The sequence below is a fragment of the Paraburkholderia agricolaris genome, assembly GCF_009455635.1.
Classification (GTDB): Bacteria; Pseudomonadota; Gammaproteobacteria; order Burkholderiales; family Burkholderiaceae; genus Paraburkholderia; species Paraburkholderia agricolaris.
In genome coordinates this window covers 1634676-1660533 of record NZ_QPER01000001.1, presented here as the reverse complement: position 1 = coordinate 1660533, position 25858 = coordinate 1634676, and the positions used below count along the sequence as shown (strand labels likewise).

Sequence of the window (25858 nt, the reverse complement as noted above, 5' to 3'; positions counted from 1 at the left end):
TGAGGCCTACGCGCCAATGGCATTACACGTTTGATTGAGAAAGCCTTGGAAATACGCCGGCGGCGTGTCACAACGGTGGGAGATTGCAAAGAGACTACCCGGGCCTAGCTCGGCCCGGGTAGTCTCTTTGCCACTTACGCTACGCGGCTGTCATCCCAGTCGTCATCGTCACAGAGCCCCTTGTTCAGGTCGCCAAGCGGCGGCAGGGGTTCGCCGTATTCGTCGTAGTGGCCGTAGCGGGCCTCGTCGTCGGCCCTGTTCTCAGCATCTACGCCTGGCGCCGCTTCATACACGTCAACTATGACCGATGAAACGGGCTTGCCGCTCTCTTTAGCGAGCAGCGCCACGGCATGCTCAGCCTCTTGCGACAGGTCGTTGTCGTCCGCCAGCCAGCCGGTATCGTGCATGTTGCAGATTGCACTCACACGCTCGCGGTAAGCTCGGCCAAAAACAATCTTTACCGCCCGACCGGCGACGGTCAAATACAACCACTGCTCCTTGACCAACTTGCCCGTACACTTTTCAACAGCTTCCGCGTACGCAGACAACTGCGAACCATGTTCTTGCGCAATCGCATCGTCCCGACTGATTGCGCCCGGATTGGCTTTATGGTCAATGAGAACCCAACCGTCAGGCGTATCCACTAGCAAATCGATGCGGCCTCGCAGTCGCGTTCCGTCTGCCCGGTCTGCCTCGAGAGGCACCTCAACGCGAACCGTGCCGCCCGGCCAGCGACGTTGCAGCCAGCAAAAGAAGGCTTGCAGCTGGGCAACGACGGCGGCCTTGTCAACCGCGTGTGCCACTTCCCACGCGCTCAGGATGCGTTCGACATCAGCATCGTCGACGCTTCCCGTTACTCCGGCGCGGGCGATACACAGATGCAATGCGGTTCCGAGCACGTCCATTTCGATACCGGCGGTAATTGCGACGCGCACGCCAATGGATTCGGACTCGGCGACAGTGTACATACCACCTTCCGCGTCACTCGGTCGATACCAGAGGGGCTGGGCATCTTTCGCTGGTGCGGCCGAGTACCAGCTACATGTGGACTCTTCCTGTGCGGGCGGCGCAAGACCACTATCTGCGGCCGTCCAGGTTCGGGCCTCTCGGAGAATGGTTCGTTCATCCGGAAGTACAACTGGACCGGTATTCCCGAAAAGCAGGTCGCCCGCGCCTACCTCGTCGACCCAAGCACGGTTGACGTTTCGACTCCGCTGGCATGTGACGAGTACGTTCGCGTCGCGTGCACGGGTCATGCTGACATACAGGAGGCGTTTGTTCTCAGCGAGCGCATCCGCAGCCATTGCCTGGCCGATAACGCTTGCTTCGGCATTGATGGCTGCCTGCGGCTGCTTCCGCTTTCCCCACGTCTTGAGCCAGAAATGCACGAAGCGATTTTCCAGTGGGTACTCAGGATTGAAATCGCCGTCTGTACGGCCACGGACGCTCCACAACGCGCTTTTCGCTTCTGTTCCAAGGGACGTCAGTATGACAACGGGCCACTCGAGTCCTTTAGCTCCATGATGCGTCATTACACTGACGGCATTGTCAGAGTTAGCCGCCCGGTCGTCATCGCCGGCCGTGAACAGTGCGTCAAGCCAGCGCAGAAGGCCGCTTACGGTGGCTGGACGTCTGGCCGCGACGCACTCATCTTCGTAGGCCACACCCAGCTCCATCAGCGCTTCAACGTTAGCGATTCGGGTCCTTGCGTCATGGGGCGACGTCGACCATTGGCTGGCCACGCGGGCGACGTGTGATTCCGCCTTCGCGAGTCGCAGAGCCTCACGTGGTGTCAAGGCTGATAGATTGGGCCGCAATGCCTCAAGCCTCGCGAGAAGCGGGTGTGCGGATTCACCATCGGCCTTCCACCGGCCAGAAGCGACGTCTTCTCGGGCTAGATACCGGAGCCGGTCGCCGAGCCACTCCTGAGCCTGAACGCCATCCGCAAGGGTCAGAATCAGCGCAGACGCGACAGTGTCGCCTGCATCGAGCAGGCGTCGAAGACATGCAAGGACGAAGATAGCTTCGGGCGTGCCCAGAAGTCCGGCTCTCGGGCTCGCGGACGGCACACCCCATTTCGTCAGGGACGTCACTGCAAGCTCGACCTGGTCGTTCTTGCGACACAGGACCGCGATGTCTCCCGGTTGCACGGGACGTTCCTCATTGGTTTCCCGGTCCACCACCTGCAGCTTCGATTGAAGCAGCTCGCTGACTGCCTGGCCGAGAGCCAGGTAGTCAGCCTCGTTGTTCCTACTCTCGAAATTCCAATGGAATAGCGCAGGCTGCCCGCTTATGTCATTTCGTGACGGTTGCAGATGCACTTGTGGCGGTTGCAGCTCTGGCAGGAACGCAGAGCCAAAGACAGCGTTCGTCAGGGACACAAGTGACGGTGTTGAGCGCCGGGAAATAGTCAGCGGCTCCCCGAGTTTGCCGCCCCAACCCTCAACGGCCGCGATTATGCCGGCGATGAGCCGGGCATCCGTGCCACGGAATCCGTAGATGGCCTGCTTCGGGTCCCCAACCCAGACAGAGCGCCTGGCCAGCTTGGCGAGTTCCACAAAGAGCGCCAACTGCAGTGGGCTCGTGTCCTGAAATTCGTCGACCATCACAAGGTCGAGTTCATCAGCCAATGTGTTGCGGACGTCCACGTTCTTGCGAACGACATCAAGCAGCAGGACTTCCTGGTCGCAAAAGTCAACAGCGCCCATCATGCGCTTGGCCTCGGCATAGGTGTCGAGCGTCCTCGCCGCCAGGTCGAACGCCAACTCGAGATAGGCGCGTACGTCCTTATGGAAGTCGGGATGAGACTCGTGAGTCTGCGCGGCTGCTGTAACAGGTTTGATTGCATCCCGAACTCTTGCCCCCGCATCCAGCCTGCAAGCAGCAATCCAGTCTGGCCAGTTCCAGTACCCCTCACGAAAACACCGGTCAAGACGTTCCAGGTCGTGGCGCCCGTCTTTGAGGTTTTGTGCAACATTTCCTCCGGCTGCCACAATGTTTTCTATGTGAGACGATACGTTCGCCAGCGCTTTCGCCAGCGCCTCAGAGAGTGCTTTCGTCGGGTCATCACCGGTCGCGGGGGCTGGCCAGTTCGCCAACATCAGGTCGGCGTTTCGGGACCCCATGGCTCGCACCTGCTCAGCGGAAATATCATTGTTTCTCGCAGCGTTGACCACCTCCTGAATCTGCGTAGACCATTCTTCCTGCTCAATGCCGAACTTTTCTGTGAGCATAACTAGCCATTCCTGGCCGGCGCCATCGAGCGTCTCGGCAAGTGAGGTTGCAAGCAAGCGTTTCGCCTGACCTTCGCTCAAGACAGTCTGGTCTGGAGACAGTCCTATTTCAAAACAGAAGCGCTTAAGCAACTTCCCGCAAACGCTATTGACCGTTCCGAGCCTCGCTTGACCAATGGCCGTCGCCAGCTCGATTTGGCCTTTGCTCAACAGCCAGGAGCGGGCGCGCTCGCGCAACTCAGTCGCTGCCTTGACCGTGAACGTGGTCGCCAGAATGGCGTGCGGCCGTGCAGCACCTGACTCAAGCGCCTCCGCAAGCGTCTTGGTTAGCTTGTACGTTTTGCCGCTACCCGCACCGGCGCTGACAAATTCGATGTTATTCATTGGTCCCAGCCCCCCAGCAGTACCGTGTAGTCCCTATCCCATGCCTTTGGCCCGGCGACAGGCAGCGTTCCATCGGGACCCTGGAAATCGTCCCCTCCGTCGACCGGAACAACATCGACCTGGCCCCTGGCAAACTGGTCCGCACGCCAACCCCAACTGGCCGTTGCCTGCTGAAGCAGATTGATGGTCGTGCCGGACGGAGGCATGCGAACCTGGGCGGTCGGGATAACGTCTGGCGCACTCACGTACATCGCGCCAGACTCCAGAATGAAATATCCGAGCGCTGCCGGAGTCACGCCCGTTTGCTGCTGGTAAAGCAACGAGTAGAGTGCCAGCTGGAGATGCTGACCATTGAGCAACTCGCCGGCGTAGCGGCTGTCCCCGCGCCATTTCATATCGAGCGCGACAGCCCTGCCGTCACGCAGTTCTACGAGCAAATCAATTTTGCCGATAAGCGACACGTCACCGAGTTTGCCCGCAACAGGCAGTTCGGTTTGAACCCTCATCGCGTCCGCTGCGCGCAGGAAACGCATCAGGGAGCGAATGGCGTTTTCGCATACGCGGACAAATCTTTGCTTGTTGACGCCTGCGCCCTGCATCAGCAGCAGCGCGCCCTCTGTCGCAAGGAGAGCGTCCACGTTACCCCGGAACCAAGTCAATGCCTGTTCGTCGGTCCAGCTCAAACTGCCTGTTTCCTGGAACAGTTTTTCAAAGACTCGGTGTGCGAGCGTTCCAAGGAACCTGCTGCCCTCCGTTGCCTCAAGTATTGTGGCCGGCCTCAGACTCGCAATACGCTTGAACGCGAAGAGTGCCGGCGCATTGAACAGCTCGGACATGGATGTGTACGACTGCTCTTTCGTCGGCAGCGGAATCGACTCACCGAGGTCGAGCGGATGAGACGTTTGACGCAAAGCCCCGTGCTTGAGGTTTTCTGCGAGCGTCCCGACAAACTCACTTTCAACTTGTGCGTCAAGGTCGACACGGTGCTTCATCAATTCTGGCCACAGTTTCAGTAGCAGTTGCCGTACGGGATGCTCCTCAGCCCCCGGAGGCGGGAGGACCATGATGAACCTCCGCCTAGCAGCCAGCAGCGGACGCAGCCACTGCCGCGCAAATAGCTCCAGTTCACGCTGCGGGTTTCGTATCTCGACATCAAAGTTACTGAGTGCCTCAAGTTCCGACTTTGTCCAGTGAAGTGGTGGCGGCAACTGCGGGGTCGAAGGCATCCACCAGATGACCTCGTCGGCTGGCTCAATGCTCGCAGCGGTATCCGACTCTGCCCGAAGGCAGCTCACCTGCGCTGGCGCGAACGGATTCCCTGCGCCTGTTGGCGTAGCATGTTCCAGTAGCTGTTCGACCACGCGCGGCGTAATGTTGGGAGCACCCTGATTCTTCAATTCGAGCAGCCCGTCCCGAACAGCCGCGCATTGCTCTATCGCAGCGCCGAGCGTCGCGTTCAGCAGACCATCGTCCGCCAGCCGTTTGCGTAATGCGCCAGTCAGCTTCTCGACCCGTGCGAGCAGCGCATCCACCGGTGCGCCGGCATCACGATTCCAGCGCTCGCCCTCGAGCCAGAAAGCGATGTCCCCAAGTACGGCATCGCCGTTCTCTTCGATACGAATTTCCTGTTTCGCTGACTCCCAGGCGCCACCTCCGATACCCGGCTGCTCTGCGACAGCTTTTGCGAGACGGACTCGCGCCTTCCGGCGGAAGGGTCCGATGGGATGTGACAGAAACTCGACGAGGTGCCCGATGTCGACCGGGTCCCAGCACATTTCCAGTCCCAGCCCCAAGGCTTGCAAGGCAGGGCGCAAGCTGCTGCTATTGCGAAAGCCGCAGCTGGCTCCGCCAGTCGCCATCATCGTGGCGTCAACAGCATCGCCGTCCGACTCGCAGACCAGAAGCCGGTCGGCGGCCGCTTGACGGCAATGTGCGCTGAGCCAGTGCTCAGCGGCTTCTCGGGTCGACGCCTGAACAAGTACAACACTGCCGTCAGCAATCGGGTTCACGAGTGGACGAAGCTCCCCTTGCGTAACCGCCTCGAACGCGTGCTGCTGAAGTGCGCGAAGCAGTCCATCGCCCTGAGGCTCGGGCTGCCACTCCCTGACATCTGGCAGGCGCGAGAGGACCTCGCGCCACAACCGCGGGAAGCTGTCCAGCGGGTCGACGAGCAGTACCGATTCGATTGGCGTCCGCTCAGTTTCGAGCGCTGCGAGTACAGCCGCGAGCCGTTCTGCCTCTCCGGGTGGGATGTTGCCCATCGCACTGTGCTCCACCTCTGCCATCTCCCGCAGCCGTTTGGGACTGTCCGCGGGTGCAGTTCCATCCCAGCCGCCCATACGCCATTCGTCACGCCACGAAAGAAGTTTGGCGCTCGTACCGACACCATCGGCCTCTAGCGAACGACCATAGAACCGCGGCTGCCCGGTTTGCCTGTGCAGGTGCCCGAGATAGCTCGCTACGCGCTGCGCCGCGCTCACCTCAGGACGGCTCAGTCCCAGCCAGGTTTCGAGAAATCCGAGCAGGCCCATGGGTCCGACAACAGGCTGGTCAAGGGCGTCCTTGCGGGACGGGCCTAGTCGACTGTCCAGGCTCAGTCCAAGAATGATATGCATAAGGGGTCTCGAGTAAGGCAATCCTTGAATGCCACGCTTTACTGCATCGTCATCAAAGCATGGACGCGACTTTCGAGATTGCGCAGGCCGACAGTCGGAAGTTCTGGTTCGACGCATCCAAAAAACTCCGTGCGACGCGGTTCCGGGTCAATCAGAAAATTCCTCTCATGCTGATGCCATCTTTCGCGAGGTAGCATACTCTCGGGCGAAACGATGTGAAAGGTGCTCCCAATCGCGACGAAGAGGTCGTTGTCGGTCATTTCGAGTCGCATTCGATGCAACTTGATATATTCGGGCGCATCTTCCTGGAAGAACACGACGCCAGGCTTGACCGCTTCAACCTCGCCACAACGCGGGCAGGCTGTGTCAAGGTGATATTCGTGTCCGTCTTTAGGGAAGCGGAGGTCACACGACGTACAAAGCATCGAATGCATGTCACCGTGAAGGTGTGTGACATGCTGCGCGCCAGCCCGCTCAAGCAAATCGTCGATGTTCTGGGTGACGAGCCGGACGCGCTCGTTTCCCCAAGTGTTTTGCCACGCGGAGAGAATCCGGTGCGCTTCGTTCGGACGTGCGTCCCGTTTCTCGAGGATTCGCTCGTTATAGAAGCGAAATACTGCCTCCCGGTTCTGGCGCCAGGTCAGGAAGTTGCAGACTTTGTCGATGCTCTCGCTGGTCCACATACCACTTCCGGTACGGAACGTCGAAATCCCGCTCTTGGCGGACAGGCCGGCCCCCGAAAATACATACAGGCGTGGGCTCAGGACATGCTGTGCAGATGACACCGTTCATCCTCCGATGGTAAAAGCGGTCGGGCGTTGGATACGCCGGGTGTAAGTCGATTCAGGTACGAACGGTTTCAGCTTGTCCGCAGCGCATCTAGCGCCGCGTTCGGACGGGCATGCGACCATCGTCATTTGTGTCCATTCCAAACCGGGTCCGGGTCATCGTCCCATGAGGGAGCAAATTCCACGTCTTTCCATTTCAGGTGGTTTCTGTCGAATGGCGTCCCCGGACCTTCTCGCGGGCGGTCATGGCGATATATCCAACCTGGCAGGTTGGAGCGGAACATCTCTTCGTAGCGAGCCATGAACGCAGCGGTGGACATGCGCATCGCATAACGAAGGAACTCATGGCCCTCAAGTTCGAAGTCTGGCGTCCATATCTGCCACGTGTATTTGTAGAACTTCCGCGGTGTTCTGGGCAGGTACCCCAGACAGAACCATAGCGCGCCGGGAGGGTTTCGCTCCCACCTTTCTCGGGCGGGTAGTCGCATGGCAGGTCAGTTTTTTGATTCAGAAGTTAGCGCGCAAAATGGTCAAGGCTCAACAACGTTAATCGTCATCGGCGCAACGGACCAAAGCCATCAGTTGATTGCCGTTTCCGAATACCCGAAGACGGGAATCCAATGTCTTGTCGAGTTGAGGATTGTAGATTCCAACCATTCTCCCGCCCACGTAGGCGAATTGCTTCCCCTGGCTGTCGGCCTGGATACGGCCAACGATTTTCGACGAACCGTCACGAATATAGGTTTTGTTCACAACGCCTCCAGTTTATTGTCTTGATAATTAGAAGTTGTCGGCCCAGCGGTCCCAGAAGCCGGGCTCATCGTGATGCGCGTTCTTCATGGCAAGCTGTAGCGTGACGATATAGAACCTGACATCGTCAAAGCGCATCGTGCCGTCCGGATGCTCGAGAAACGCCTGAACCTTGCGGTACTGGGCGTCGGTCTCGTCGAACGGCACGTTGATGAATATCTCCCCAGCGTACGAACGCATTGCTGTCTCGGATGCAAGTGCTCCGCACTCGCTCCATTCGACACCCTCGCGTTCAAGCCACTGAACAATATGGGAGCGGCTCTCGAGACGCCGATAGTCGGCGCGGTGCGGCCGCTTCGCTTTCAGAAAATCGAGATAAAGCACGTCCCGCCTCAGTCTCCGAGCGATTGCGTCAATGTGTTCAAGAATTTGTGGCATGAGATTTCACAGTTTAATTGCAGGGAGAAGGCTCCGTCGTGCCGGCATCATTCGACGACGTAGTCCATCGCCGCGGCACACGTTTGGCACAGCGTGCGTACCCGTCATCCTTATGTCCGCGCAACTTCGCCTGCTGGCTGCACCGCTCGCATGTTTGCTGACTCAGACGCGCGGCCTCGGCGAGCCAACTTTCCGCCGCGCCCGTCGCGTCAGCCCAAAGAAGGAATCGCAGACTGCCCAGCTTCTCTCGCACTTCAATTGCGAGTAGCTCCGACGTGCACGCCACGGCCTCGAGCTTGCGCGAAAGCTCGTGGATGATTCGGTACCAGCCATCGTCACATTCGAACCGGCTTGCGCCAGAGAAGCGTGGCTGCAATGACCGATAGATGGTCGGATAGCTCGCGACCAAGGTGTTTTCGAGCTCTTGATTCATCGATGGTTGACTGCTCAATGAAGGACAAGCCGGGATTCGTTGTTGATGCCATACGGCACGCGTCCGGTCGCCACGAGTCGCGAGGCAGACTCGCAGTTTCGTACGTGGTCGCTTTCCAGAAACAACGGGTTCTCTTCCTCGAAATCAAAAAGCGTTCGTGCGGAGACAGCGATGGTGATTTTCGTGCTCGAAGTCATAGGTCTCTCCTGTGGTCGAGCACCATGATGCAAGACGACTGGGACAATAAGTGTCCCCATCATCCCGTAGAATCATCGCTAACGGGATACCGAACAACTCACCTTCGACCAGAGCCTAGAATGACAACCTCAAGCCTTGATGAAGCGATTCTTCGCATCCTGCCGACAGACAGGGACCTGGAATCGTGGATGTCCACGTCTGAGGTTCTTCGGTTGCTCGAAGACCGGGGGCACCGCGTCGACTATCCGAAGCAACTTCGACGACGGCTTTCCATACTGGAGCGGGACCTGCTTGTCCTATCGACCGTGTCTGGCCGGCATCGGCTCTGGCAACGCAAATCCTGGCTGCACGGCGCCGGCCAGGTGGCGAGTCTGATGAGCGCTTCCGAGGCTGTCGCGTTTCACGCGCTCAGACGTTTTGTGGGAGACAAGCTACCCGCGGCAGTGACCAGGGACATCGAGCCACTCTTCAAGGCCGCTGACACGCGACTTTCTCAAGCCCGCGAGGACAGTCGACTGTATCGGGCATGGGTCAACAAGATTGACTCGGTCGAGCCCACCTACGTGTTGAGTCGCCCCGCCGTCAATCCCGAGGTCTTTCAGACGGTCGTGACCGCGACATTCTTTGAGCGCGAACTGCTCGTCCGGTATCGCCAGGCTTACAGGGAGGCCAGGGCCGACGACATCAAGCCGAAGCGGCTCTGGCCGCTCGCGCTTGTCGAGTCAGCCGGGCTCATGTATGTGGTTGCCCAGAGTCCGGACCACCCACCAAGACCCAATGAAGGCAAGCCTGACTGGCTTCGGCTTTTGTATCGGCTGGACAGAATCGTTTCGGCAGTCGATTCGGGAGACAAGTTCGCTTACCCGCGCGATTTCCGGCTGCAGGACACGATTGAGAATGAACAGGTTTTCGACTTTCTGCCAGAAGAGCCTGTCGTACTGGAGCTTGCGCTGGAACCGGGTGAGGCAAAGCGACTGGAGGAGCGACGCATGTCGAAAGACCAAAAACCTGAGCCGCTTCCTGATGGTCGCATAAAGGTGACCGGGACGGTGGTTCCTAGCGTGAAGCTGCGATGGTGGCTTCGCTCGCTCGGCGCTGCAGTGGAAATTCTGGCACCACCCGCGCTTCGGGACGAATTCGCGCGCGACGCGGCCGAGTTAGCGAAGCGCTACGGCACGGCAGCTTAAATCGCGGAAACGATATTTCCGCACGGCATAGGTCAATCAGCGTAATCGAGGTAGCAGGTGGATAACGACGATGCAATCAGACACGCAGCCGACTGGATTCGCGACGCGGGCGGGTTGCTCATCACTGCGGGAGCCGGCATGGGTGTGGATTCCGGGCTGCCCGACTTTCGGGGAACAGAGGGGTTCTGGCAGGCCTACCCCGCGCTGCGCCATCAGGGGTTTTCGTTCGAGGACATCGCCAACCCTGCTGGCTTTGCCAGCAATCCACGCTTGAGCTGGGGATTTTATGGGCACCGACTTGCGCTCTACCGCGCAACCGTACCCCATGCAGGTTTTGGCATTCTTCTCAAGTGGGCGTCAACGATGAAGCGCGGTGCATTCGTGTTTACAAGTAACGTCGACGGTCAGTGCCAGAAAGCTGACTTTGATATTGAACGTATCGTGGAATGCCATGGCAGCATCCATCGGCTTCAGTGCGTCGAGGCTTGCACCGATGACGCGTGGCCGGCTGACGACTTTACTCCTGTCGTCAACGAGGCGAGTTGCTTGCTCGAAAACATGATGCCCAGTTGCCCGCACTGCGGTGCGCTCGCACGACCGAACATCCTGATGTTCGGAGACTGGAAATGGGTCGGCAAATACACAGACAGGCAAGAGAGGCGGCTTGCAACGTGGCTCGAGTCTGTCAAGCGACTCGTCGTTGTCGAAATAGGGGCTGGCCGGGCGTTACCGACCGTCAGGCGTTTCAGCGAACGCCACGGACCTCGTGTCATTCGTATCAACCCGCGCGAATACTCGATACCGCTAACCAAAGGGTTAGGTATCTCGGGAGCGGCGTTTGAAACGCTTCAACTACTCGATAAGGTGCTTGACCGCAGCGCGTAGCACAGACGTTTAAGGAAACAGACGAATTGGTCGTTAAAACGGCCGTGGAGGATGTGATGGAATGCGTCGAAAGCAGGACAAGGGGCAAAAAACGACCGTCCAAGTATTGAGAAAAATCATGGTTTCACGAATGACATTAACAGGCTTGAGTCAGGACCAAGAGGAAGAGATGATGCAACTTAGTACGGCAACCGGCAAAGCACAGTTCGAATACACGGGAAGCAGAGACGCGGGCATCGAACTGCACTTCGGTAATGGGCAGCAGACATTTCGTGTTCGCGTTAGCCCCGAGACTATCAATGCGCTCCTGACAGAATTCGCCTCCAGACCAGCCCCTGCCGTTGTTGGAACCCATTTCTCGGACCCGCCGCTTGGCAGTATCGGTGACTGGCTGAAAGCACAGGGTAACCAGAATGTTGCGTGCTATCTCGTTCCCGCGCTAGAGCATCTGTGCTTGGGAACATATGACGCCAGCCGTCGTCGGTTTTCGTTCGTTAAGGTCAATGACGAAGGCCGGGCGGATACATCGTCCCCCCAAGCGCCTTCGATGTTGTCGGAGAGTTTCGACGGTGGGTCGCTGGCGACAGAGGCTGGGAAAATGATGTCGCGTGTTGCCGAAGAAGTGACAAAGCTTGCCCTGTCTCCAGTCCAGCGAATTGAATGCTCGCTGTCCGATTTTGCGAATGCCGAGGCACTGCGTCGCCGGTTGGGTGAATGGAGCCTCCCTGACGAAGGCGAATTCGTTGTGTACCGATTCCAGACCGAGGCACCAGGAGAATTCCACGCTGCATTCCCCGAGAGCTCGGCTCGCACATACAAGCTTAGCCGGAAGAATGAACTGACGGAGGACGGAGTCGCCCTCTATGTCGGAAGTTCAAGGAACTTTGCAAGCAGGCTTCAGCAACATTTTGGCTATGGATTCGAAGGGACGTATGCGCTTCATCTAAAACGCTGGGTTCCTGAAAAACTGTCTCGCACGCCATTGGTGCTTGAGTACTGGACTATCCTTGACAGTGAACAGGCACGTCCCATTGTGCTTCAAACTGTCGAGGATTATCTATGGGACCACAGCCGACCGATATTTGGTCGACGCGGTTCGAAATAGCGAGACGCAACGAGTAGCTTGGTTAAGGACCGGTGCTTCGATTGGACCAAAGCTGCATTTTGCGGATGAAACGCTGCTTGAGGCGCAGGTCAGCGTTTATGTTTCGCCCTCACTTGCCGGCGCTACGCGCCTTTTCGAGCTCATCAACCTGCGGGGCAAGCGGGTTGGCTAGTTCGACCTAGTGAAACACAAACTTATGAGCGGCCGCGGGTGATGCGCGCTCGAGAAGCTCATCACCTGACAGTACGACGTGCTCTACGCACCCTCGCTCCTGCATAGAGAACAAATTCTTTAAAGTTTTTCGATGTGGTGCCGATAATCAAAGGTCACTTAAGCTCCGCCCCACCACTAGGCAATCCGAGCAGCGAATCGTCCTGTCTCGCTGCGACTACGATACTATCGAGGAAGAGGGTTTGTATGTTGGGACGCTGGACATGCTGCGAAAGAGCTACAAAATTGCTTCACAAGTTCTATCTTATTTGCGTGAAGGTGAGGAGCGAACAGACAGTACACCTGTCGCAACCACCAATGCCCGTGAAGAAGTCAACGCGAAGGTGTTGTCTGCAATCAACGACGTGTCACAAAAGCTCGACATTGTCGCGCGTGACATTGTCGGCAAGGTCACCCAGAAGCTAGAGCAGGACCAGCTTGAGAAACTTGCAGCACAGGTGAGGACGGTCAAGCTTGGCTTGGAGCTCGACAATGAAGGCATATTGACGACGTCGCTGGTTCACATCACAGAACAAATTGAGTATGCAAAGAATCGTCTTGCCGAAGACAAGCGCGAATGGCTCGGTCCATGGTTAATGGCCGAGGCTGTGCGGATTGCCGCGCTTCGGGCAGTGTCTGGTGGCGAGAGGGCAATGACCGTCCTGAACAGGGGGGCAATGTCCTTCCGGCTGAACATACTCGACTACACTCGCGACTTACTATTGAAAACAGGCAGGTCCCCCTGGTTGAAAATCGCTGAGTTTGTCGAAGGAAGGAACGAGGACGTTCTCAGGCTGGTCGAGAATATGTCTAGCGATGCCATCGCAACTCAGCCTAAGGCCGTTATTCTTGATGACCTCGGTGATGAAACGGTGGCTACTTTTACCTGCGTTCGCATTTCAAAAGGCAGCACCGTAAAGATTGGAGATGTACTGCTCGAGTATGAAGTCGACAAGTCTATTACGGAGCACCTGGCGAACGAACCCGGAGTTGTCAGTGAAATCATGGTCAAACAAGGTGAACAGCTCAAAAGAGGCGCTGTACTGCTGACCTTTCAGCAAGACTAGCGCCGAGAGCAACGCTGCTGCCTTGTGAATAACAGACAGTCCTTCCAGGCCAGCGCCGAGACTGCGGCGACTTGGGCAACCAGAGAGCCTTCTTTTGTTTTAGTAAGATGACAGCACTCCAGATGTCAACGACGGCGACGGAAAGTTAAACGAACAAGAGCTTTGCCCAGCCCGCAGATTGAACACAGGCTGTCCGCTTATCTGCAGGCAAGAACGTCGGCGAACAGCTGCCTTTCGTCTTTTGCGATGCCCATCTTGGCATTCTGTCTGGCGGTCGCGACTAGACCTTGGAGATATGACACATCTCGCCCGAGACGGACCGTAGCGGAGATTAGCAGCCTCAAGGTGCTTACCATAGCGACCTGGTGCATTTGCATCCTGACATAAGACCGAGCCTTGTTCTCATCGATGACCACCGACAGGGACCTCTGTTGGGCGACTACTAATGTCGCACTTTCCCCTGCGCCCAACCGTTGACCCAACGGCGCCTGAATAAGGGTCAAGAATTTCGCATACTCTTGGTCCTCCATCCTTGCCCGTTCAATAAATCCAGCATCCTGTAGCGCCTGGAGTTCTTTCATGTGACACAGTCCAGGAACCGGATGCCGAAGAATCTCACCAAAAACCTTCTCCTCGACGAGGCAAGGCAGATTAAGCGCACTAAAGACTTCATCGGCCGCGCAGCAACCAAGCAGGTTGATGAGAACGCTTGCGTCCAGAACGAGCTGCCCTGCTGGCAGGTGGTCACGAAACCAGCTCAAGCGCCTCCCCCTGTCCGCCGTTGTAGTCTTCATCTAGTGCTTTGCGCACGGTCAATATGTCCAGTTCCAGCATGGATGCAATTTGCTGCTCGGTTAGCAGTTCGCGCTCATGGGCAGCAGCAGCCAGCAACATCGTGCGTGCAGTGAAGCTAGGCGGCTCCGGCGTAAGGCCGAGTTCATCGCGCACTGCCGCTTGATGCTTCAGGCTGAGTCCGTCCGTCTTCAGTCGTTCGTAGGTACCTTGTGGAAGCAGCTTAAGCGCCACCATACGGCGAACCAGCGCTTCCATTGACACATTGAAATACAGGGTCATCGTCAGCAACTCTCGCACCGTGAATCGGCCCACGAGCTTCTTTAGTTCGGCAGCCTTCTTGCGCACTGAAGCCCCCGGCATGAGCAAGCAGCTACCAAAGACATCACAGAAGCGCTCTTCCCGGTCTTCGTACGAGGCATCCTCGAAATGCACCAGAAGCCCCGTACTCCTCAGTACGGCATGGGCTAGTTCGTGAGCGGCAGTAACGCGCCGCCGGTAAATCGGGTGTTTAAGATTGATGAGCACAAAACCACCGGTCGACTCCGAGAACGCCATGGCTCCGCTAATGCGCGAAGGCAGAGGCCTCTCAAATACGCGAAGGCCGAGCTCGGATTCAAGCAATGCGTTCAGGTCCTGGATGGGCCCCGTCCCAAGACCGAGCCTCGCCCGCACCGCAAGAGCAGCATCCTCTGCCTGCTGCTCTATCGGCTCCTCCCGCGACAGCGAGACAAACGGGACATCGACTCTTGGCGCAGGCATTCCCACCAAGGCTTCCAGCTGGACAACCGAGGTAGCCAGCCTGTTCAGCGTCGAGGCGACAAGAGCCTCGTCGTCGGCCCCGCGTTGCGGAGCGCTACTTCGGAATTGCACCTGCATTTCCGCTGGCGCCGCCCCGTCATCGAGCAGGTCAACTTCGGAGGCGTCGTACAACCCTGCCATAGCACGCAGTTCATCCACACTGACTGGACGCTTGCCTGCCTCAATTGCAACAACAGTGGTCCTTGCGATGCCTAGCGCATTGGCAGCGACCTCCTGCGTCAGCCGACGCATCGTTCGAGCGGCCTTCAGGCGTGCGCCAAGCACTTCCGGCCGAACTTTCGGTTCAAACTCCATTTCATTCTCGTGCGAGTAGTGCCACCCAGGACGACTTCCCGCAGTGTCCCAGGAAGTCCATCCATTCGTGGCTGTGTTGTTCAAGCATTCCGTCGAGCGCATCCCGCACTTCGCTTCGCGAACGCCGCTGATAGCTAGCCAGACCTTCAGCTTCAGCAGCCACGCGGTATTGTTTGTCGGAACTGGAGAGGTCAGCCAGCCGCTGCATGCTTCTAGCCGCGTTGCGTGCGATGTCCTTGTAGGAACCGAGAGTCAGCAGCTTATCGTCTGCCACGATAGCCTCTTCCAGCGACTTCGCGTGCAAATCGCTCACTTTATAGTCTGTCGAATCAACAATACCCGCTGCAAGAATTGACGTCCGTCGTAGCAAGCAATTGCCACAAACACCACAATGCACCTTCTTGCCACCTCGGTTCGCATGACGTGCATCGTAGGAACACGAGGGATGCTCAGCTAACCAAGCCACGCTATCCGGTTGGACCTGCAACAGACTCCGGAGCACCTGCCCCTTAGTGTGGAACAGAGCAGGATGCACGAACGTTACTTTCTTTCCGGTCAGGCAATCGAAGAAGTGTGCAAGGCGTGTAGTAAAACCGGGGTGGCAACTCCGGTGCGGAGCTTCTGCACCCAATCTGACCAAAGACCCTCCCAGACTACCTTGCCCGTTCTCGGGAATAACGACTTCGCCCCCCTCGGATAGAACCGCCGCATAAGCTGCCAATCCGTCAAATAGAAATGGACGCGTACGAAAGCTCGGCTCTGCGTGTTTGGGCTCGTTCACGTTCGATGACACCGGAATTGGCGTTGGCTTTCGTTTAGCGCTGCGCCCAAGTGATTTCATCGTCTGCTCTACAGCACTCGACCGCAAATGAACAGGTATGACATCAAACCCAATCTCGCTTGCCCTCAGCAGCTCGCTCTGAGCGAAGCTATCCAGTCCATGGCTGAAAGGAACGAAAACTCGTCGCCTGTCAGGTGAAGCCGGCAACGACATCTGCCCGGAGGGGGCTGAAATCCTCCGTCTCTTTACGAAGCGGACCTGCCAAACGTCGCCGGTTAAGTACTGCAGGGTATCCATCAACGTCGATGCGACGTCGTCGCGCCGCCAAGTTGCAATCTCATAAACGGGCACCGTCAGACTGAGGTGGCGCTCCCAGCCACGACCATGCTTCCGACGAACCGACCTGTCGACATACTTGACAGCGCCTAGTAGCACAGACAGGTCGCGAGAGAGAGGGCTTATCTCGGTAAAGCAGAATTCGTGGAGCAGTCCCGTCTGTATGTCCAGACCATCACAAATAGGCACCTGCGAGTGATTGCCCTTGACGATAAACGCACCGGACTCAACAACCGTCACGGAGCCTTGGGTTGGCGGCGCGAAAGCGCGAAACATATTCATTGCCCCAACTGGAGTTCCGTGGATAGGAACTCGCCAACAGACTTAGACTTTTCTGTGCGGCGGGCGGGACGCCTGACCTGCGCCGTGAAATCGCACAACTCGAGGGCACGCGCTAACACACCTCGCACTTGACTCGCTTCCTCATAACCCCAAGTACATGCGATTCGGGAAGCCATATGTTCGAATTGGTCGCGAGCATGCTGCTCTCCTACAGCCTGAGTTACCTGCTGTCGAAAACTGGGTGACATCCCGTACGTAGCCAACACGCCTAGCGCAATCTCGCACGTGGTACGGGTGGCGACGGAAAGAGAGCAATCCAGAATCCGATGTAGAGCAAAACGCATCTTTTCCTCGCCATCATCGAAGAGGTCGCTGCAACCTTCACGTAGCGTGTCGTCAAGCGCCTGCCCACTATGTTTGTCATCGGCCGCGAGGTCGTTCTGCACGGTCGACACGATTAGAGGGGCGAGTTCTTCAGATGACCACCTGTCGTGCGACAGACGCCGAAGCACTCGCCCCCAGGGGCGAGCCAGTGGAACCGTCTTGTGCAGGTCATCGCGCATGAGCACTCTCCGACAATGTCACCGTAAGCATAGTCCATCTGCCGACAATGTCAACAAAATATAACCATCTTTCCTGACAATGTCAGTTTTGACATCTTTTTTGGTTCTGAAGCGTCTTCGTTTCTTCGCCCATCTACAGCAACCACTTGAGGCTGACCGTACATTCCCGTGAAGCCGGTGCGCGCCATTGTTGACAGTCCACGAACTGCGTCCGTTTCGGCGATACGAAGCCCACTTGATATCAAGGCTGAGTGCCGGCAGTGTCGACGTGCGACTGAAAACAAGGTCGGGCTCATTTGATTTCACCCACTCAAGCGGTGGCGCCAGTTTGACGATGCGGTCCCCTTCTGCTCGCAGTGCTCGACCGATGACGGCCTCGCCGAGACAGCGTTCGCCCATGTCGCAGCCTGTGTGGCTTCATCGCCGCGGTGGCGGTCTTCTCGGTGACCCCAAGGGTCTCCTCTGACTCTTCGTTAAAAAGACTCCTGTCTTCAGCCATGTGAGCAACGCGCTTACGGTCAATGTCCAGCACCAGCACTGCCGCGAGAAAGACGGGTTCCGTGGAAGTGGAAGCAGCCGCTGCGCGAATCGCTGCGACGAGAGAGGGTTGGTTTGTAGACAAGGAAAGGCATCGGATGCGGTTGATGCAACGTGTATTTCGCCCGATTTATCCCTCTTAGCATAACGTTAAGATAATGACGCTATGCTGCCGCCAGTTGTTTTACGAATTTTTCGCTAATTTCCCTCTGCCGCCAACCCATTGATAGCAAAACGGAATCGGCCGTTTTTCAAGACAAAAACCGCGAATGTTTCACGCCCAGAATGCTGATGACAAAGCGAGCCGCAGGCCTTTAACTTAACGCGTTATGCAACAAGGCATCCCGCCATCGATGTGCGGCTGTAGCGGAGCGAACCTCGGACTCGAGCCGCCGTTCCGGCTATCCCTAAGCCCCCTTTTCAATCGCTTGCCAATGGCAGGTTCTGGAGCCTTTCAAGGATGATGTCTTTCATGCCCCGCGGCGTAGGCAGTTCGTCAAGCATCTTGGGCCAAGTGTCTTTTGCCGCAGAAACTGCCGACTTGACTGCAGCGGTCGCTATGCGCTCGGCCACACCCGCTGCGCGCGCCATCAATCTGTAGTCTCCGAGTGTTTGGGTCCGTTGAGCCCGGTCAATCGTCACGTTGGTGCCGTATGTTGAGAAACCTGGTAGCGCCGCTACGCAAACAATATCGTAGGCCGGCGCGAGTTCAGGGAACATTTTCTCGGCGTAGAGCACCGAGTGGTTTTTTAGATGGGCATCGCTGTTGCCAATTAGTGTGTTCACCGCGTGACGCACGAAAAGCTCTCGAACGTCCTTTACACCACGCGGGCTCAACTCTGTGAGCAACATCAAGAAGACTCGGTATTGCTCCGCCTTCCCGTGTTTGGCGATGGGCATGAGTCCAAGCACCTGACACCCGTCTTCGACGTGAATGCGTTGGTTGTCGCGCCGGTCATAGCGTTCGACCGCAAGAAATGAGGTAGCGGTGCCCACCGTCGCCTGAAGCCCCTCGATATCGATGGCTGACAAAGGCATGGGCTCGCAAGTGGCGACGTTGACACCCGCCGCCTTGGCGAGTTGCATGGCAACGAATTCGTTGAACACCTGCGAGTCGTCGTTGCGCGCAGGAAGCTTAGCAATCAGGTCAGAAAGCTTCCTATGTCCCGGCATGGTGTACCGCTTGCCCTTGTGTACGGTCGACAGCGCGAGCTTGTTCTCCACACCGGAAATCGAGGCCACCCCCTCCGTAGCACCTTCGGTCATGCTCACTTCGACATTGTCGGCGCCATCCGTCGCGCCAAAGGTGCGCGCGTACTCCGGAATGCTATGCGGGTCCTCCGGCGGTTGAATGACCACCGCGCCCTGCAAATCTTTACCAGCCGCGGCCAGCACGCCAAAGTCGTCCCGGTCCTCAGGGTTGTGCCGGGTCGCCTCGAGACGCTTCCGAAGTTCGCTTTCCGGAAGAAGACCGGCAAAGAACGGAGGCAACTTTCCGCCGGTGTTGTAGAGGGCTGGGTGGAATGCGTTTGAGAAAATCTCGGCCGCAATGGCCGGAACACCGGGAATGGCCATCGAGAGCGTGAGAGTCGGCCCACCGCCAGCTGCCTTAAATGATTCCGAGGGCACGAACCGGCAGTTTCCGCCGAGCTCGCACAGATAGCCGCAGATTTGGTCGTACAGCTGGACTTCTAGGTAGCGAGGACGAGCAGCGACACTCACTGCCGGCCTTTCAAGAACAACTCTGCAGCGCTCTTGGCCTCAAGGTCGGGACCGGTGCCCTTTCCTGCCAGCACCTGTCGGACCAACAGCATATGCTCCTTCGGGACAAGCACCCACTCCGCGTCCAGCCCTGCGGCCAGTGCGTCGAGCGTTGAACCTCGGGCATCGTGCCTACCGGCCAGCGTTGCGGACAGATTCGAGCGCGCGATGCCCAGTAATTCAGCGAGCTCTTTCGCCGATACTGCGCGCGTTGCCAGTAATGCTTTGATTTGAGCCATGAATGACATGTCATAATTTTAGCCATCTTAATATGATAAATCATACACATTTGATGCCCAGAGGTCGCGGGGATTAGCGGCAATAAGCGCTTCACCGAGCGCGTCAATGTCTGCGACCAGTCGCGCGATGCACTCGTTATGCATCAAGGCCGCGGTGTAACGGCTACCGTCGGCTGAATGCGCAGCGACTGATGCCATGACGGGCGCGCCATGCGCAGCTGGCGGCAAGTCGATGACGACCACTGATGCAGATGATTTGGGAACAGGGAGCGCCTGCGGCGTGTCGTCAGGAACGGGTGTCGGGGTGGTGCGTTTGCGTGGCGGCATGGGTTCGATGAACTGGGAACAGAGCCTTGTGTAGCACAATGCTTTAAGCCTGCAGTTCAATGAAACGGAGCGTCAAAACTGAGCGAATTGGCGTCAAAAATCGATGCTGGAAGTGCTTTCAAGAGCAACACGTGTTGCCTTTGCCGGCAACAAGTCTCTTTATTAACACTAAACATCGAAACAATACGCAAATAATTGTACAAACAGCCCACTATTGCCATCATTTTTAACAAAAATCATTTTGACGTCAAAATGAGTGCGCCAAAATAGGTACATTGCGTTTCTGCGATGAAACAGGTCCCAAAAGACCACGATTTCGTTGGTGATAGTCACCCTGCTGCCAGTTCGTACCGCTCAACGACCGCAACCGCTGCTGCCAGGACCGACTGCAAACCCACAGCATCATCCTCCGTGAAGTCCGCACCGTCGAGACCTGCTGCTGTTAGCAAAGCTGCCGCACGTTCGTTGCCATTGGCAACGCTTGCAGCATCCACCCTCTGGCGGTCAGCGAAGTCTTCGTCTGGCGGCAAGCTGAGTGGACCAAAGAGTTCGCCGAGTACAGCGCCTATAAGACTTGTTGCGAGTTCGCGTGCGGGAGCGTGCATGAGAGAGTGAAAGCAAGGTTGTGCTTCCTGTAGCAACGTCTGAACCATTGGGTTGTAACGATTAGTCTTTGCCGGCAACGTCATTTCTTTGAGCGTACAACGTGACGTGAAAGGTCGCTTTGGGAAAATCGAGGCATAGCATCAGTGCGTTACGAAGAAAATACTTTAACGACCCGTCGTCGATGTCAGACTCGCAAGCTAAGTCGAACAATTCGCGCGCGCACTGCATGCACTGATAGCCGTCCAACGCTCTAAGTCGAAGCAGCGGGGCAGCCAGCCACTCCGCGCGACCACTACTAAATCTAATAGCTTCTGCAAGGCGTACTGGCTGCAAGGCTCCAACGTCCGTGTCAACGTAGGCGGTGTAATCGGCAAACAAGTAGATTCCCCTTATAAATAAGACGTAACGGACGGTTAGATGCACCGTGCAACTAAGTCTGGAGTCCGAATCATGTTGCAAGACTATGCTAGCATGAGCTGATTGCAATTAACGCCGAGTGCCCAGTGACCTACGACGAGCTAATTGGCGATGCTTAAAGTGACCGTGGAACTATGCCCGCCGCACGGCCCGAGCCGCATACTTGGATACGCCGAGATTGAGAACATCTCTAGTGACGATGCGAGCGCGAATGACGGGGTCTCCATCACGAAGTACGGCGATTATTCGGTCACCGTCTATGAGGGCAAAGACGAGCATCAGGTGGGCACCGCAGCGCTGACAGCATATCCCCGTTTTTCGGGCACCGTGTGGGACCTGGTCGCGCGCGGGATTGCGACCGCTCTTGCGGGCAAAGAAGAGCTACCCGAACGTCCTGTTTTTCCGTGGAAGTGACAGCATGAGCACTATCCCGACGCCGCCACCAGCAATACCGCCGCCCGTGAAAACGGGCGGCTTTGTGCTGTATCTCGACTTTGACGGTGTGCTCCACCCGGAAGACGTTCACATGCGAACCGGCCGTGGTCCGTTTATCGCATCGCCGGAAGGGCACGCTCTATTTGAGCACGCTCCGCTGCTAGCAGACGTGCTGTCGCCATACCCGGACGTGCGCATCGTATTGAGCACAAGCTGGGTGCGCGTATATAAAAGTGTCCGCCGTATCGCGCGCAAGCTGCCGCAGGAACTGAGGGAAAGGGTTGTCGGTGCGACGTATCACGGCTCGATGGATTCGCAGCTATTCAAAGAAGCACCACGAGGACTACAAATATGGTCAGACGTGCTGCGCCGCATGCCCGATGACTGGCTAGCGTTGGACGACGATTACCTGCATTGGCCGACCTGGTGTCGTGAAAGGCTTGTGCGCACAGACGAGATTCTCGGCATCAGTGAGCCGGCGGTGCTGGCGGAGCTGAGAGCAAAGCTGGCCGCAATGCACGGAGAATGACGATGTTTGAGTTCGGCAACGACCCTGACCTCTCCCGCTCCGTGCGCTGGCAACGTCAGCGTGCCGTCGCGCGTGGGGAGTTCCTGTCAGCAGCCGCGTTTCGCCGACAAAGAGGTGTTTCACGCGAAGGACTACGCCGTCTGATGCATCAGGGCGACGTCTTTGACGTCGCAATTGCGGGCAAGCGCTACTACCCTGCAATGCTTGCAAGCGTGCGCGGCGTCCGGCTGTCGCGGCTCAATCGCATCTGCCGACAACTGGCTCCGCTACCCACATGGCTGAGGTACGACGCTCTGTCGACATGCAGGGAGACCCTTGGGGGCAAGAGTGTGGTGCAGGTGCTTCGCCGCGGCGCCGGGTACCGGCGCGCTCGGTGGTACGCAGGGAGAGCAGTGGCTGTGGAGGAAGAAGAGGCGCTCGTCACCGCCAGGCTGAGGTCAGTGGCTCGCACATTTGTAGTCTATTGATGGCAACCAACACCCCGTCGGGCCGACTCGGAGGCTGGCACACAGATTTGTAGTCCATTCGCTTCCGCCCCATCCCTTTGCTTGCAAGGCTCCGCAAGCACGCCCCGCGTTTGTAGTCCATTCACTGGTGCCAGAGGCCGTGCTAGCGTGGGCCCAAAGCCGTTGACCACACTTGTAGTCCATTGCAGCCCAATGAGCATTGAAAACAGAATCGTTCGCTCGATACGACAGCGAAAAGGTGTCGTGGTCCTGCGGTCAGAGGTTGCGTCGCTGGGCAGCGTCGCGCAGGTTGGCCGTGTGCTCGCAAAGCTTGTGAACGATGGGAGGCTGGTGCGTGTCAGCAAGGGGGTGTACGCAAAAACGCGGGTGAATAAGTTCACCGGGAAACTAGCGCCAGCGGGCACATTTGAAAACATCGCCGCTGAGACGTTTCGCAAACTGGGCATCGACGTGCAGCCGGGACAACTCGCACGCGAGTACAACGCGGGATTGACGACACAGATTCCCATGGACGGTGCTGTGTGCACGGGCAAGCGACGCATCAGCCGGAAGATTCAGGTCGGCGCACGAATCGTAAAGTACGAAAAGCCGTGAGCGCGTGCGGCTGTCAACCCGCTATGTGTCAACCTGCGAGCACCTGCAGTACGTTTTGGCCCTGTATTTTGCACTAAAGTTTCCGTAAGTCGTGACGTTATCCAGCCTGCCGGCATGTGCCGACCGGGCATCGATGCCCGTGCAATCGGAAACGACAGAAGGAAGAAAATGAGCGCACTAACACGTAAGGCAACGTCGCTGGCCACGGCCATGTGCCGTGACGCATTTGGCAACTACAAGGCCGGACAAGATGTACGCAGCATGGGCTTTCTCGCTGCTGCCATCAAACTGCTGGATGAAGTAAAGGAGTGCGAGGACGCAAAGAGCGACTTCCGCGCCGAAGCTGCGTTGCAAGCTGCAATGACTGCGGCACTGGAATCAACCGACAAGCTGCAGGCGTTCGATGACGCCTATATGGAAGTCGGCGCAAAACGATTTGAAGAGCTGGGCCTGTCCTCTGACGGCGTGCTGGCAGAAATCACCGCTGATGACCTGGGTGCCGCGTGAACACGGAGGAGCAGTTCATTGCGATGAGCGACGCGGAAAAAGAAGTAGCACAGCTGACGCTCAGCTCGGCGCAGGACTTGGTAGCAAAGGGTGACCTGCGCGGCTACGCACGACTGTTGGCTGAAGCCGCAGAGCTAACACAACGCGCGGTGGCGCAGCGAAGCTGATTCTGAAGCACAGAAGGCATCTGTGAGGGGTCATCGACGTAGATGGCCCCTTTTTGTTTTCGACGCCGATAAACTACCGGCACGACAACTTGCGGGGGATTTGATGCCGGACGGGGTAATCACAATCGGTGCTGCAGTCATTGCTGCCAGCGGTGCGCTCGCTGTCGCCTACGCGAGCAATTTCCTAGCTGAGCAGTATCGTCGGCACCTTGATAGCACGAGCTGGGCGGCCGCACTCGCCGGCGAGCTGGACTCGCACGCTTCCGCTTTTAAACTGCTCAAGGCTGGGCTGCACGGGTTAGTGTTCACGGCAAGAAAGAAAGAGCCCCTTCCCCTGTACAGCATGCCGATGCCAACGGACCCAATTTTTGACAGCAATCCTGCGAAGGTAGGTGTGCTTGGGCCAGAACTGGCCGGTGAGTGTGCCTACGCGTACGAGCAGCTACGCGCGTTTAGAATTGGCATGCAAATTGTTGCCGAGCACCGGGAAAAGATGGATGCCGACCAGATTGCGAACAGGCTGCTCTATTTGCTGCAAGTAATTGAGACCAACGAGCAGCGCCTGTCCGCCCTGATACAAGCGCTGTATGCGTACTCCGGCGTGAAGTTTGTGGACACGCCGGCGATGGGTTGGTGGCGCAAGCTGCGACGCGCTGCGACCGGTCGCCGTTAAGCGGTTTCTTTAATTCCGGCAGCCCCCTTGGCTTTACGGATTTTGAGCAACTCGGTATTGCGGGCGACGCGTTTCTTGCGGTAGGCGATTGCTTCAGCCTTTTGCTTCTGCTTATTGCGCTCGTGCAACGAGATATGCCCGTTTGTCTCGGGTTTTGCCACCACTTGGGTTGCATGCCGCAAGATGACTTCGGCTGTCTTGTTCATATCTTCCCGCAGTTGTTCGTCCGTCATATTGATGTATCCGGCCGTGACACTGAACTTGTCTGGGCTTGCCGCCGTGCTATGTGCCATCAGGCGAGCGACACGCAGCAAGCTTCCTACAGCCAACTCGGAGGCCGTGCCAAAGGTCCGCCGATAATCGTGCGGAGACGTGGATATGCCGGTGTAAGCACACATGGTCGTGAGGCTCGCCTTGATGCTCACGAGCGGGCTTCCAATCTTTTTGTTGCTGGGAATGACCCAAGGGCTGTCATCCATTCGCGCGGCATACCGGGGTTTGAAGACGTGCTCCATCAGGTAATCGGGAATGGGCACCACAAGGTCAGTGTTTGCCTTGTTACCAGGCTCATCCTTAGGCAAGAAATACGTCCCGTTGACCATGTCGACATTTTCCCAGCGAAGTCGCTGGACTACACCGTCGCGGAACCCCATAAACAGCTCTACGCACATAAAATCTCGGATAGCCGGATGTGCATAGCTGTGCATCCAAGTCCACACCTCCGGCAGGTCGACCGGAAGGATGGCGGTATTCTTAGGCTTCGCACGCTTAGAGATGCCCAGCTTGTTCAAGGCGATGACCGGGTTGCGCTCAAGTTCACCCAGCTCGACGAGACGCTGGTAGACGAATTTCACGAGCCGGCACACCGCATCCGCCATTACTTTGCCATACCCCTCACGGATACGGATGTGCACCTGTTCCCAGAATGCAGAATCGAGCGTGTCGACGCGAAGGTCTGCAATGGAAATGTCGTCCGCGCCGTGCGTTAGTGACGCAAGCCGCTTCATCTTGTTTCGGTAGTCGCGAACGGTGGCACTCTTGTGTCTGAACGCACGTGCAGTCATGTAGGCATCGAACGCCTCCTGCACCGTCGGCTTACGCTTGGTGCCGGGGCCATCCCGTTTCGCCTCCGCACGCTTCTCGCGCACAAGGTCCCACGCATCGTCGAACTTTAGTTCGCCCACCAAGCCCAAGTTGTCTTTGTCCCTCGGCGAGCCTTCCGGTAGCCGCACGATGTAGGTTCTTTTTACAGCGCCCGTGCGAGAATGCGCTCTTGCGATGCGCACGCCGAATCCCTTTTGAGTGTCATGCCAGTACTCAACAAAGGGGCGGTCAGTGGGTACAGGCAGGCGCGCAACATCGCTCTCGGTTCGGAACGTAGCTTTTGACATGGGAAGACCTTTGCCGGAAAATTTCCAGAGATTTTCCAGCTATGT

24 protein-coding genes are annotated in these 25858 nt (G+C 57.4%); 11 read left to right on the top strand and 13 right to left on the bottom strand.

The genetic code is table 11. From position 1 onward, the window contains the following. Positions 1-134: 134 nt before the first annotated feature. From GH665_RS07555 to GH665_RS07545, 3 genes are read right to left on the bottom strand one after another with little or no spacing between them, the layout of a single operon-like run. Positions 135-3617 (bottom strand): UvrD-helicase domain-containing protein, encoded by a 3483-nt coding sequence (locus GH665_RS07555; RefSeq protein WP_153135334.1) that lies wholly within the window; start codon positions 3615-3617, stop codon positions 135-137. Further along, a complete protein-coding gene (locus GH665_RS07550; protein WP_153135333.1) occupies positions 3614-6232 on the bottom strand; it encodes a PD-(D/E)XK nuclease family protein in 2619 nt (872 codons plus the stop codon). Before GH665_RS07550 ends, GH665_RS07555 begins: the two co-directional genes overlap by 4 nt. A gap of 38 nt (positions 6233-6270) precedes the next feature. Then, positions 6271-7017 (bottom strand): SIR2 family NAD-dependent protein deacylase, encoded by a 747-nt coding sequence (locus tag GH665_RS07545; protein WP_153135332.1) that lies wholly within the window; start codon positions 7015-7017, stop codon positions 6271-6273. Positions 7018-7506: 489 nt separating this feature from the next. Here GH665_RS07545 and GH665_RS38935 point away from each other — a divergent pair, with 489 nt between their 5' ends. After that, on the top strand, positions 7507-7797 hold the full coding sequence (locus tag GH665_RS38935) for a hypothetical protein (RefSeq protein WP_217361870.1): 291 nt from the start codon (positions 7507-7509) through the stop codon (positions 7795-7797). Between the two features lie 3 nt (positions 7798-7800). On the opposite strand, the gene GH665_RS39065 is transcribed toward GH665_RS38935, so the two are convergent. Both GH665_RS39065 and GH665_RS38880 read right to left on the bottom strand, forming a co-directional pair. Continuing rightward, on the bottom strand, positions 7801-8154 hold the full coding sequence (locus tag GH665_RS39065; RefSeq protein ID WP_246216158.1) for a hypothetical protein: 354 nt from the start codon (positions 8152-8154) through the stop codon (positions 7801-7803). A gap of 501 nt (positions 8155-8655) precedes the next feature. Beyond that, positions 8656-8838, bottom strand: a complete 183-nt coding sequence (locus tag GH665_RS38880) for a hypothetical protein (RefSeq protein ID WP_174771705.1) — start codon at positions 8836-8838, stop codon at positions 8656-8658. A gap of 120 nt (positions 8839-8958) precedes the next feature. On the opposite strand from GH665_RS38880, the gene GH665_RS07525 reads away from it, so the two are divergent. From GH665_RS07525 to GH665_RS07510, 4 genes are all read left to right on the top strand, one after another. Continuing rightward, positions 8959-10026 carry a helix-turn-helix transcriptional regulator gene (locus GH665_RS07525; protein ID WP_153135330.1) on the top strand — a complete coding sequence of 356 codons (1068 nt, stop codon included), beginning with the start codon at positions 8959-8961 and terminating at the stop codon, positions 10024-10026. Between the two features lie 57 nt (positions 10027-10083). Then, positions 10084-10911 (top strand): SIR2 family NAD-dependent protein deacylase, encoded by an 828-nt coding sequence (locus GH665_RS07520; protein WP_153135329.1) that lies wholly within the window; start codon positions 10084-10086, stop codon positions 10909-10911. Between the two features lie 61 nt (positions 10912-10972). Beyond that, complete coding sequence (locus GH665_RS07515; protein ID WP_153135328.1) at positions 10973-12016, top strand: GIY-YIG nuclease family protein; 1044 nt, start codon at positions 10973-10975, stop codon at positions 12014-12016. A 434-nt stretch (positions 12017-12450) separates the two neighbouring features. Then, the gene (locus GH665_RS07510; protein WP_153135327.1) at positions 12451-13293 is read left to right on the top strand and encodes a biotin/lipoyl-containing protein; all 843 of its coding nucleotides are present in this window, start codon (positions 12451-12453) and stop codon (positions 13291-13293) included. A gap of 197 nt (positions 13294-13490) precedes the next feature. Here GH665_RS07510 and GH665_RS07505 read toward each other — a convergent pair whose 3' ends face one another. From GH665_RS07505 to GH665_RS07480, 7 genes are all read right to left on the bottom strand, one after another. After that, positions 13491-14054: a PIN domain-containing protein gene (locus GH665_RS07505; protein WP_153135326.1), complete on the bottom strand. Its 564-nt coding sequence runs from the start codon at positions 14052-14054 to the stop codon at positions 13491-13493. Further along, the gene (locus GH665_RS07500) at positions 14038-15201 is read right to left on the bottom strand and encodes an ImmA/IrrE family metallo-endopeptidase (protein WP_153135325.1); all 1164 of its coding nucleotides are present in this window, start codon (positions 15199-15201) and stop codon (positions 14038-14040) included. The genes GH665_RS07505 and GH665_RS07500 overlap by 17 nt, the downstream gene beginning before the upstream one ends. Position 15202: 1 nt before the next feature. Next, positions 15203-16600 carry an adenine nucleotide alpha hydrolase family protein gene (locus GH665_RS07495; RefSeq protein ID WP_153135324.1) on the bottom strand — a complete coding sequence of 466 codons (1398 nt, stop codon included), beginning with the start codon at positions 16598-16600 and terminating at the stop codon, positions 15203-15205. Then, the gene (locus GH665_RS38930) at positions 16597-17163 is read right to left on the bottom strand and encodes a hypothetical protein (RefSeq protein ID WP_217361869.1); all 567 of its coding nucleotides are present in this window, start codon (positions 17161-17163) and stop codon (positions 16597-16599) included. Before GH665_RS38930 ends, GH665_RS07495 begins: the two co-directional genes overlap by 4 nt. A 957-nt stretch (positions 17164-18120) precedes the next feature. Next, positions 18121-19422, bottom strand: coding sequence for a type II toxin-antitoxin system HipA family toxin (locus GH665_RS07490; RefSeq protein WP_153135323.1), 1302 nt, complete (start codon positions 19420-19422; stop codon positions 18121-18123). After that, positions 19419-19700 (bottom strand): helix-turn-helix domain-containing protein, encoded by a 282-nt coding sequence (locus GH665_RS07485; RefSeq protein WP_343038680.1) that lies wholly within the window; start codon positions 19698-19700, stop codon positions 19419-19421. Before GH665_RS07485 ends, GH665_RS07490 begins: the two co-directional genes overlap by 4 nt. Positions 19701-20356: 656 nt before the next feature. Beyond that, on the bottom strand, positions 20357-20716 hold the full coding sequence (locus GH665_RS07480; RefSeq protein ID WP_153135321.1) for a hypothetical protein: 360 nt from the start codon (positions 20714-20716) through the stop codon (positions 20357-20359). A gap of 445 nt (positions 20717-21161) precedes the next feature. Here GH665_RS07480 and GH665_RS07475 point away from each other — a divergent pair, with 445 nt between their 5' ends. From GH665_RS07475 to GH665_RS07450, 6 genes are all read left to right on the top strand, one after another. After that, a complete protein-coding gene (locus GH665_RS07475; RefSeq protein WP_153135320.1) occupies positions 21162-21464 on the top strand; it encodes a hypothetical protein in 303 nt (100 codons plus the stop codon). 4 nt (positions 21465-21468) lie between these two features. Further along, positions 21469-22014 carry an HAD domain-containing protein gene (locus GH665_RS07470; RefSeq protein ID WP_153135319.1) on the top strand — a complete coding sequence of 182 codons (546 nt, stop codon included), beginning with the start codon at positions 21469-21471 and terminating at the stop codon, positions 22012-22014. 659 nt (positions 22015-22673) lie between these two features. After that, on the top strand, positions 22674-23075 hold the full coding sequence (locus GH665_RS07465) for a DUF6088 family protein (protein WP_153135318.1): 402 nt from the start codon (positions 22674-22676) through the stop codon (positions 23073-23075). Positions 23076-23243: 168 nt separating this feature from the next. Continuing rightward, complete coding sequence (locus tag GH665_RS07460) at positions 23244-23582, top strand: hypothetical protein (RefSeq protein WP_153135317.1); 339 nt, start codon at positions 23244-23246, stop codon at positions 23580-23582. Between the two features lie 23 nt (positions 23583-23605). Next, a complete protein-coding gene (locus GH665_RS07455) occupies positions 23606-23749 on the top strand; it encodes a hypothetical protein (protein WP_153135316.1) in 144 nt (47 codons plus the stop codon). Between the two features lie 103 nt (positions 23750-23852). After that, positions 23853-24422, top strand: a complete 570-nt coding sequence (locus GH665_RS07450; protein WP_153135315.1) for a hypothetical protein — start codon at positions 23853-23855, stop codon at positions 24420-24422. On the opposite strand, the gene GH665_RS07445 is transcribed toward GH665_RS07450, so the two are convergent. After that, complete coding sequence (locus tag GH665_RS07445; protein ID WP_153135314.1) at positions 24419-25813, bottom strand: site-specific integrase; 1395 nt, start codon at positions 25811-25813, stop codon at positions 24419-24421. The genes GH665_RS07450 and GH665_RS07445 overlap by 4 nt on opposite strands. Positions 25814-25858 lie beyond the last annotated feature (45 nt).

Coding starts and splice junctions, on each gene's coding strand:
- GH665_RS07555 (WP_153135334.1), bottom strand. CDS start 3,617: ATGAATAACATCGAATTTGTCAGCGCCGGTGCGGGTAGCGGCAAAACG.
- GH665_RS07550 (WP_153135333.1), bottom strand. CDS start 6,232: ATGCATATCATTCTTGGACTGAGCCTGGACAGTCGACTAGGCCCGTCC.
- GH665_RS38935 (WP_217361870.1), top strand. CDS start 7,507: ATGGCAGGTCAGTTTTTTGATTCAGAAGTTAGCGCGCAAAATGGTCAA.
- GH665_RS38880 (WP_174771705.1), bottom strand. CDS start 8,838: ATGACTTCGAGCACGAAAATCACCATCGCTGTCTCCGCACGAACGCTT.
- GH665_RS07525 (WP_153135330.1), top strand. CDS start 8,959: ATGACAACCTCAAGCCTTGATGAAGCGATTCTTCGCATCCTGCCGACA.
- GH665_RS07515 (WP_153135328.1), top strand. CDS start 10,973: ATGCGTCGAAAGCAGGACAAGGGGCAAAAAACGACCGTCCAAGTATTG.
- GH665_RS07510 (WP_153135327.1), top strand. CDS start 12,451: ATGCTGCGAAAGAGCTACAAAATTGCTTCACAAGTTCTATCTTATTTG.
- GH665_RS07500 (WP_153135325.1), bottom strand. CDS start 15,201: ATGGAGTTTGAACCGAAAGTTCGGCCGGAAGTGCTTGGCGCACGCCTG.
- GH665_RS07495 (WP_153135324.1), bottom strand. CDS start 16,600: ATGAATATGTTTCGCGCTTTCGCGCCGCCAACCCAAGGCTCCGTGACG.
- GH665_RS38930 (WP_217361869.1), bottom strand. CDS start 17,163: ATGCGCGATGACCTGCACAAGACGGTTCCACTGGCTCGCCCCTGGGGG.
- GH665_RS07485 (WP_343038680.1), bottom strand. CDS start 19,700: ATGGCTCAAATCAAAGCATTACTGGCAACGCGCGCAGTATCGGCGAAA.
- GH665_RS07480 (WP_153135321.1), bottom strand. CDS start 20,716: ATGACGTTGCCGGCAAAGACTAATCGTTACAACCCAATGGTTCAGACG.
- GH665_RS07475 (WP_153135320.1), top strand. CDS start 21,162: ATGCTTAAAGTGACCGTGGAACTATGCCCGCCGCACGGCCCGAGCCGC.
- GH665_RS07470 (WP_153135319.1), top strand. CDS start 21,469: ATGAGCACTATCCCGACGCCGCCACCAGCAATACCGCCGCCCGTGAAA.
- GH665_RS07465 (WP_153135318.1), top strand. CDS start 22,674: ATGAGCATTGAAAACAGAATCGTTCGCTCGATACGACAGCGAAAAGGT.
- GH665_RS07460 (WP_153135317.1), top strand. CDS start 23,244: ATGAGCGCACTAACACGTAAGGCAACGTCGCTGGCCACGGCCATGTGC.
- GH665_RS07455 (WP_153135316.1), top strand. CDS start 23,606: ATGAGCGACGCGGAAAAAGAAGTAGCACAGCTGACGCTCAGCTCGGCG.
- GH665_RS07450 (WP_153135315.1), top strand. CDS start 23,853: ATGCCGGACGGGGTAATCACAATCGGTGCTGCAGTCATTGCTGCCAGC.
- GH665_RS07445 (WP_153135314.1), bottom strand. CDS start 25,813: ATGTCAAAAGCTACGTTCCGAACCGAGAGCGATGTTGCGCGCCTGCCT.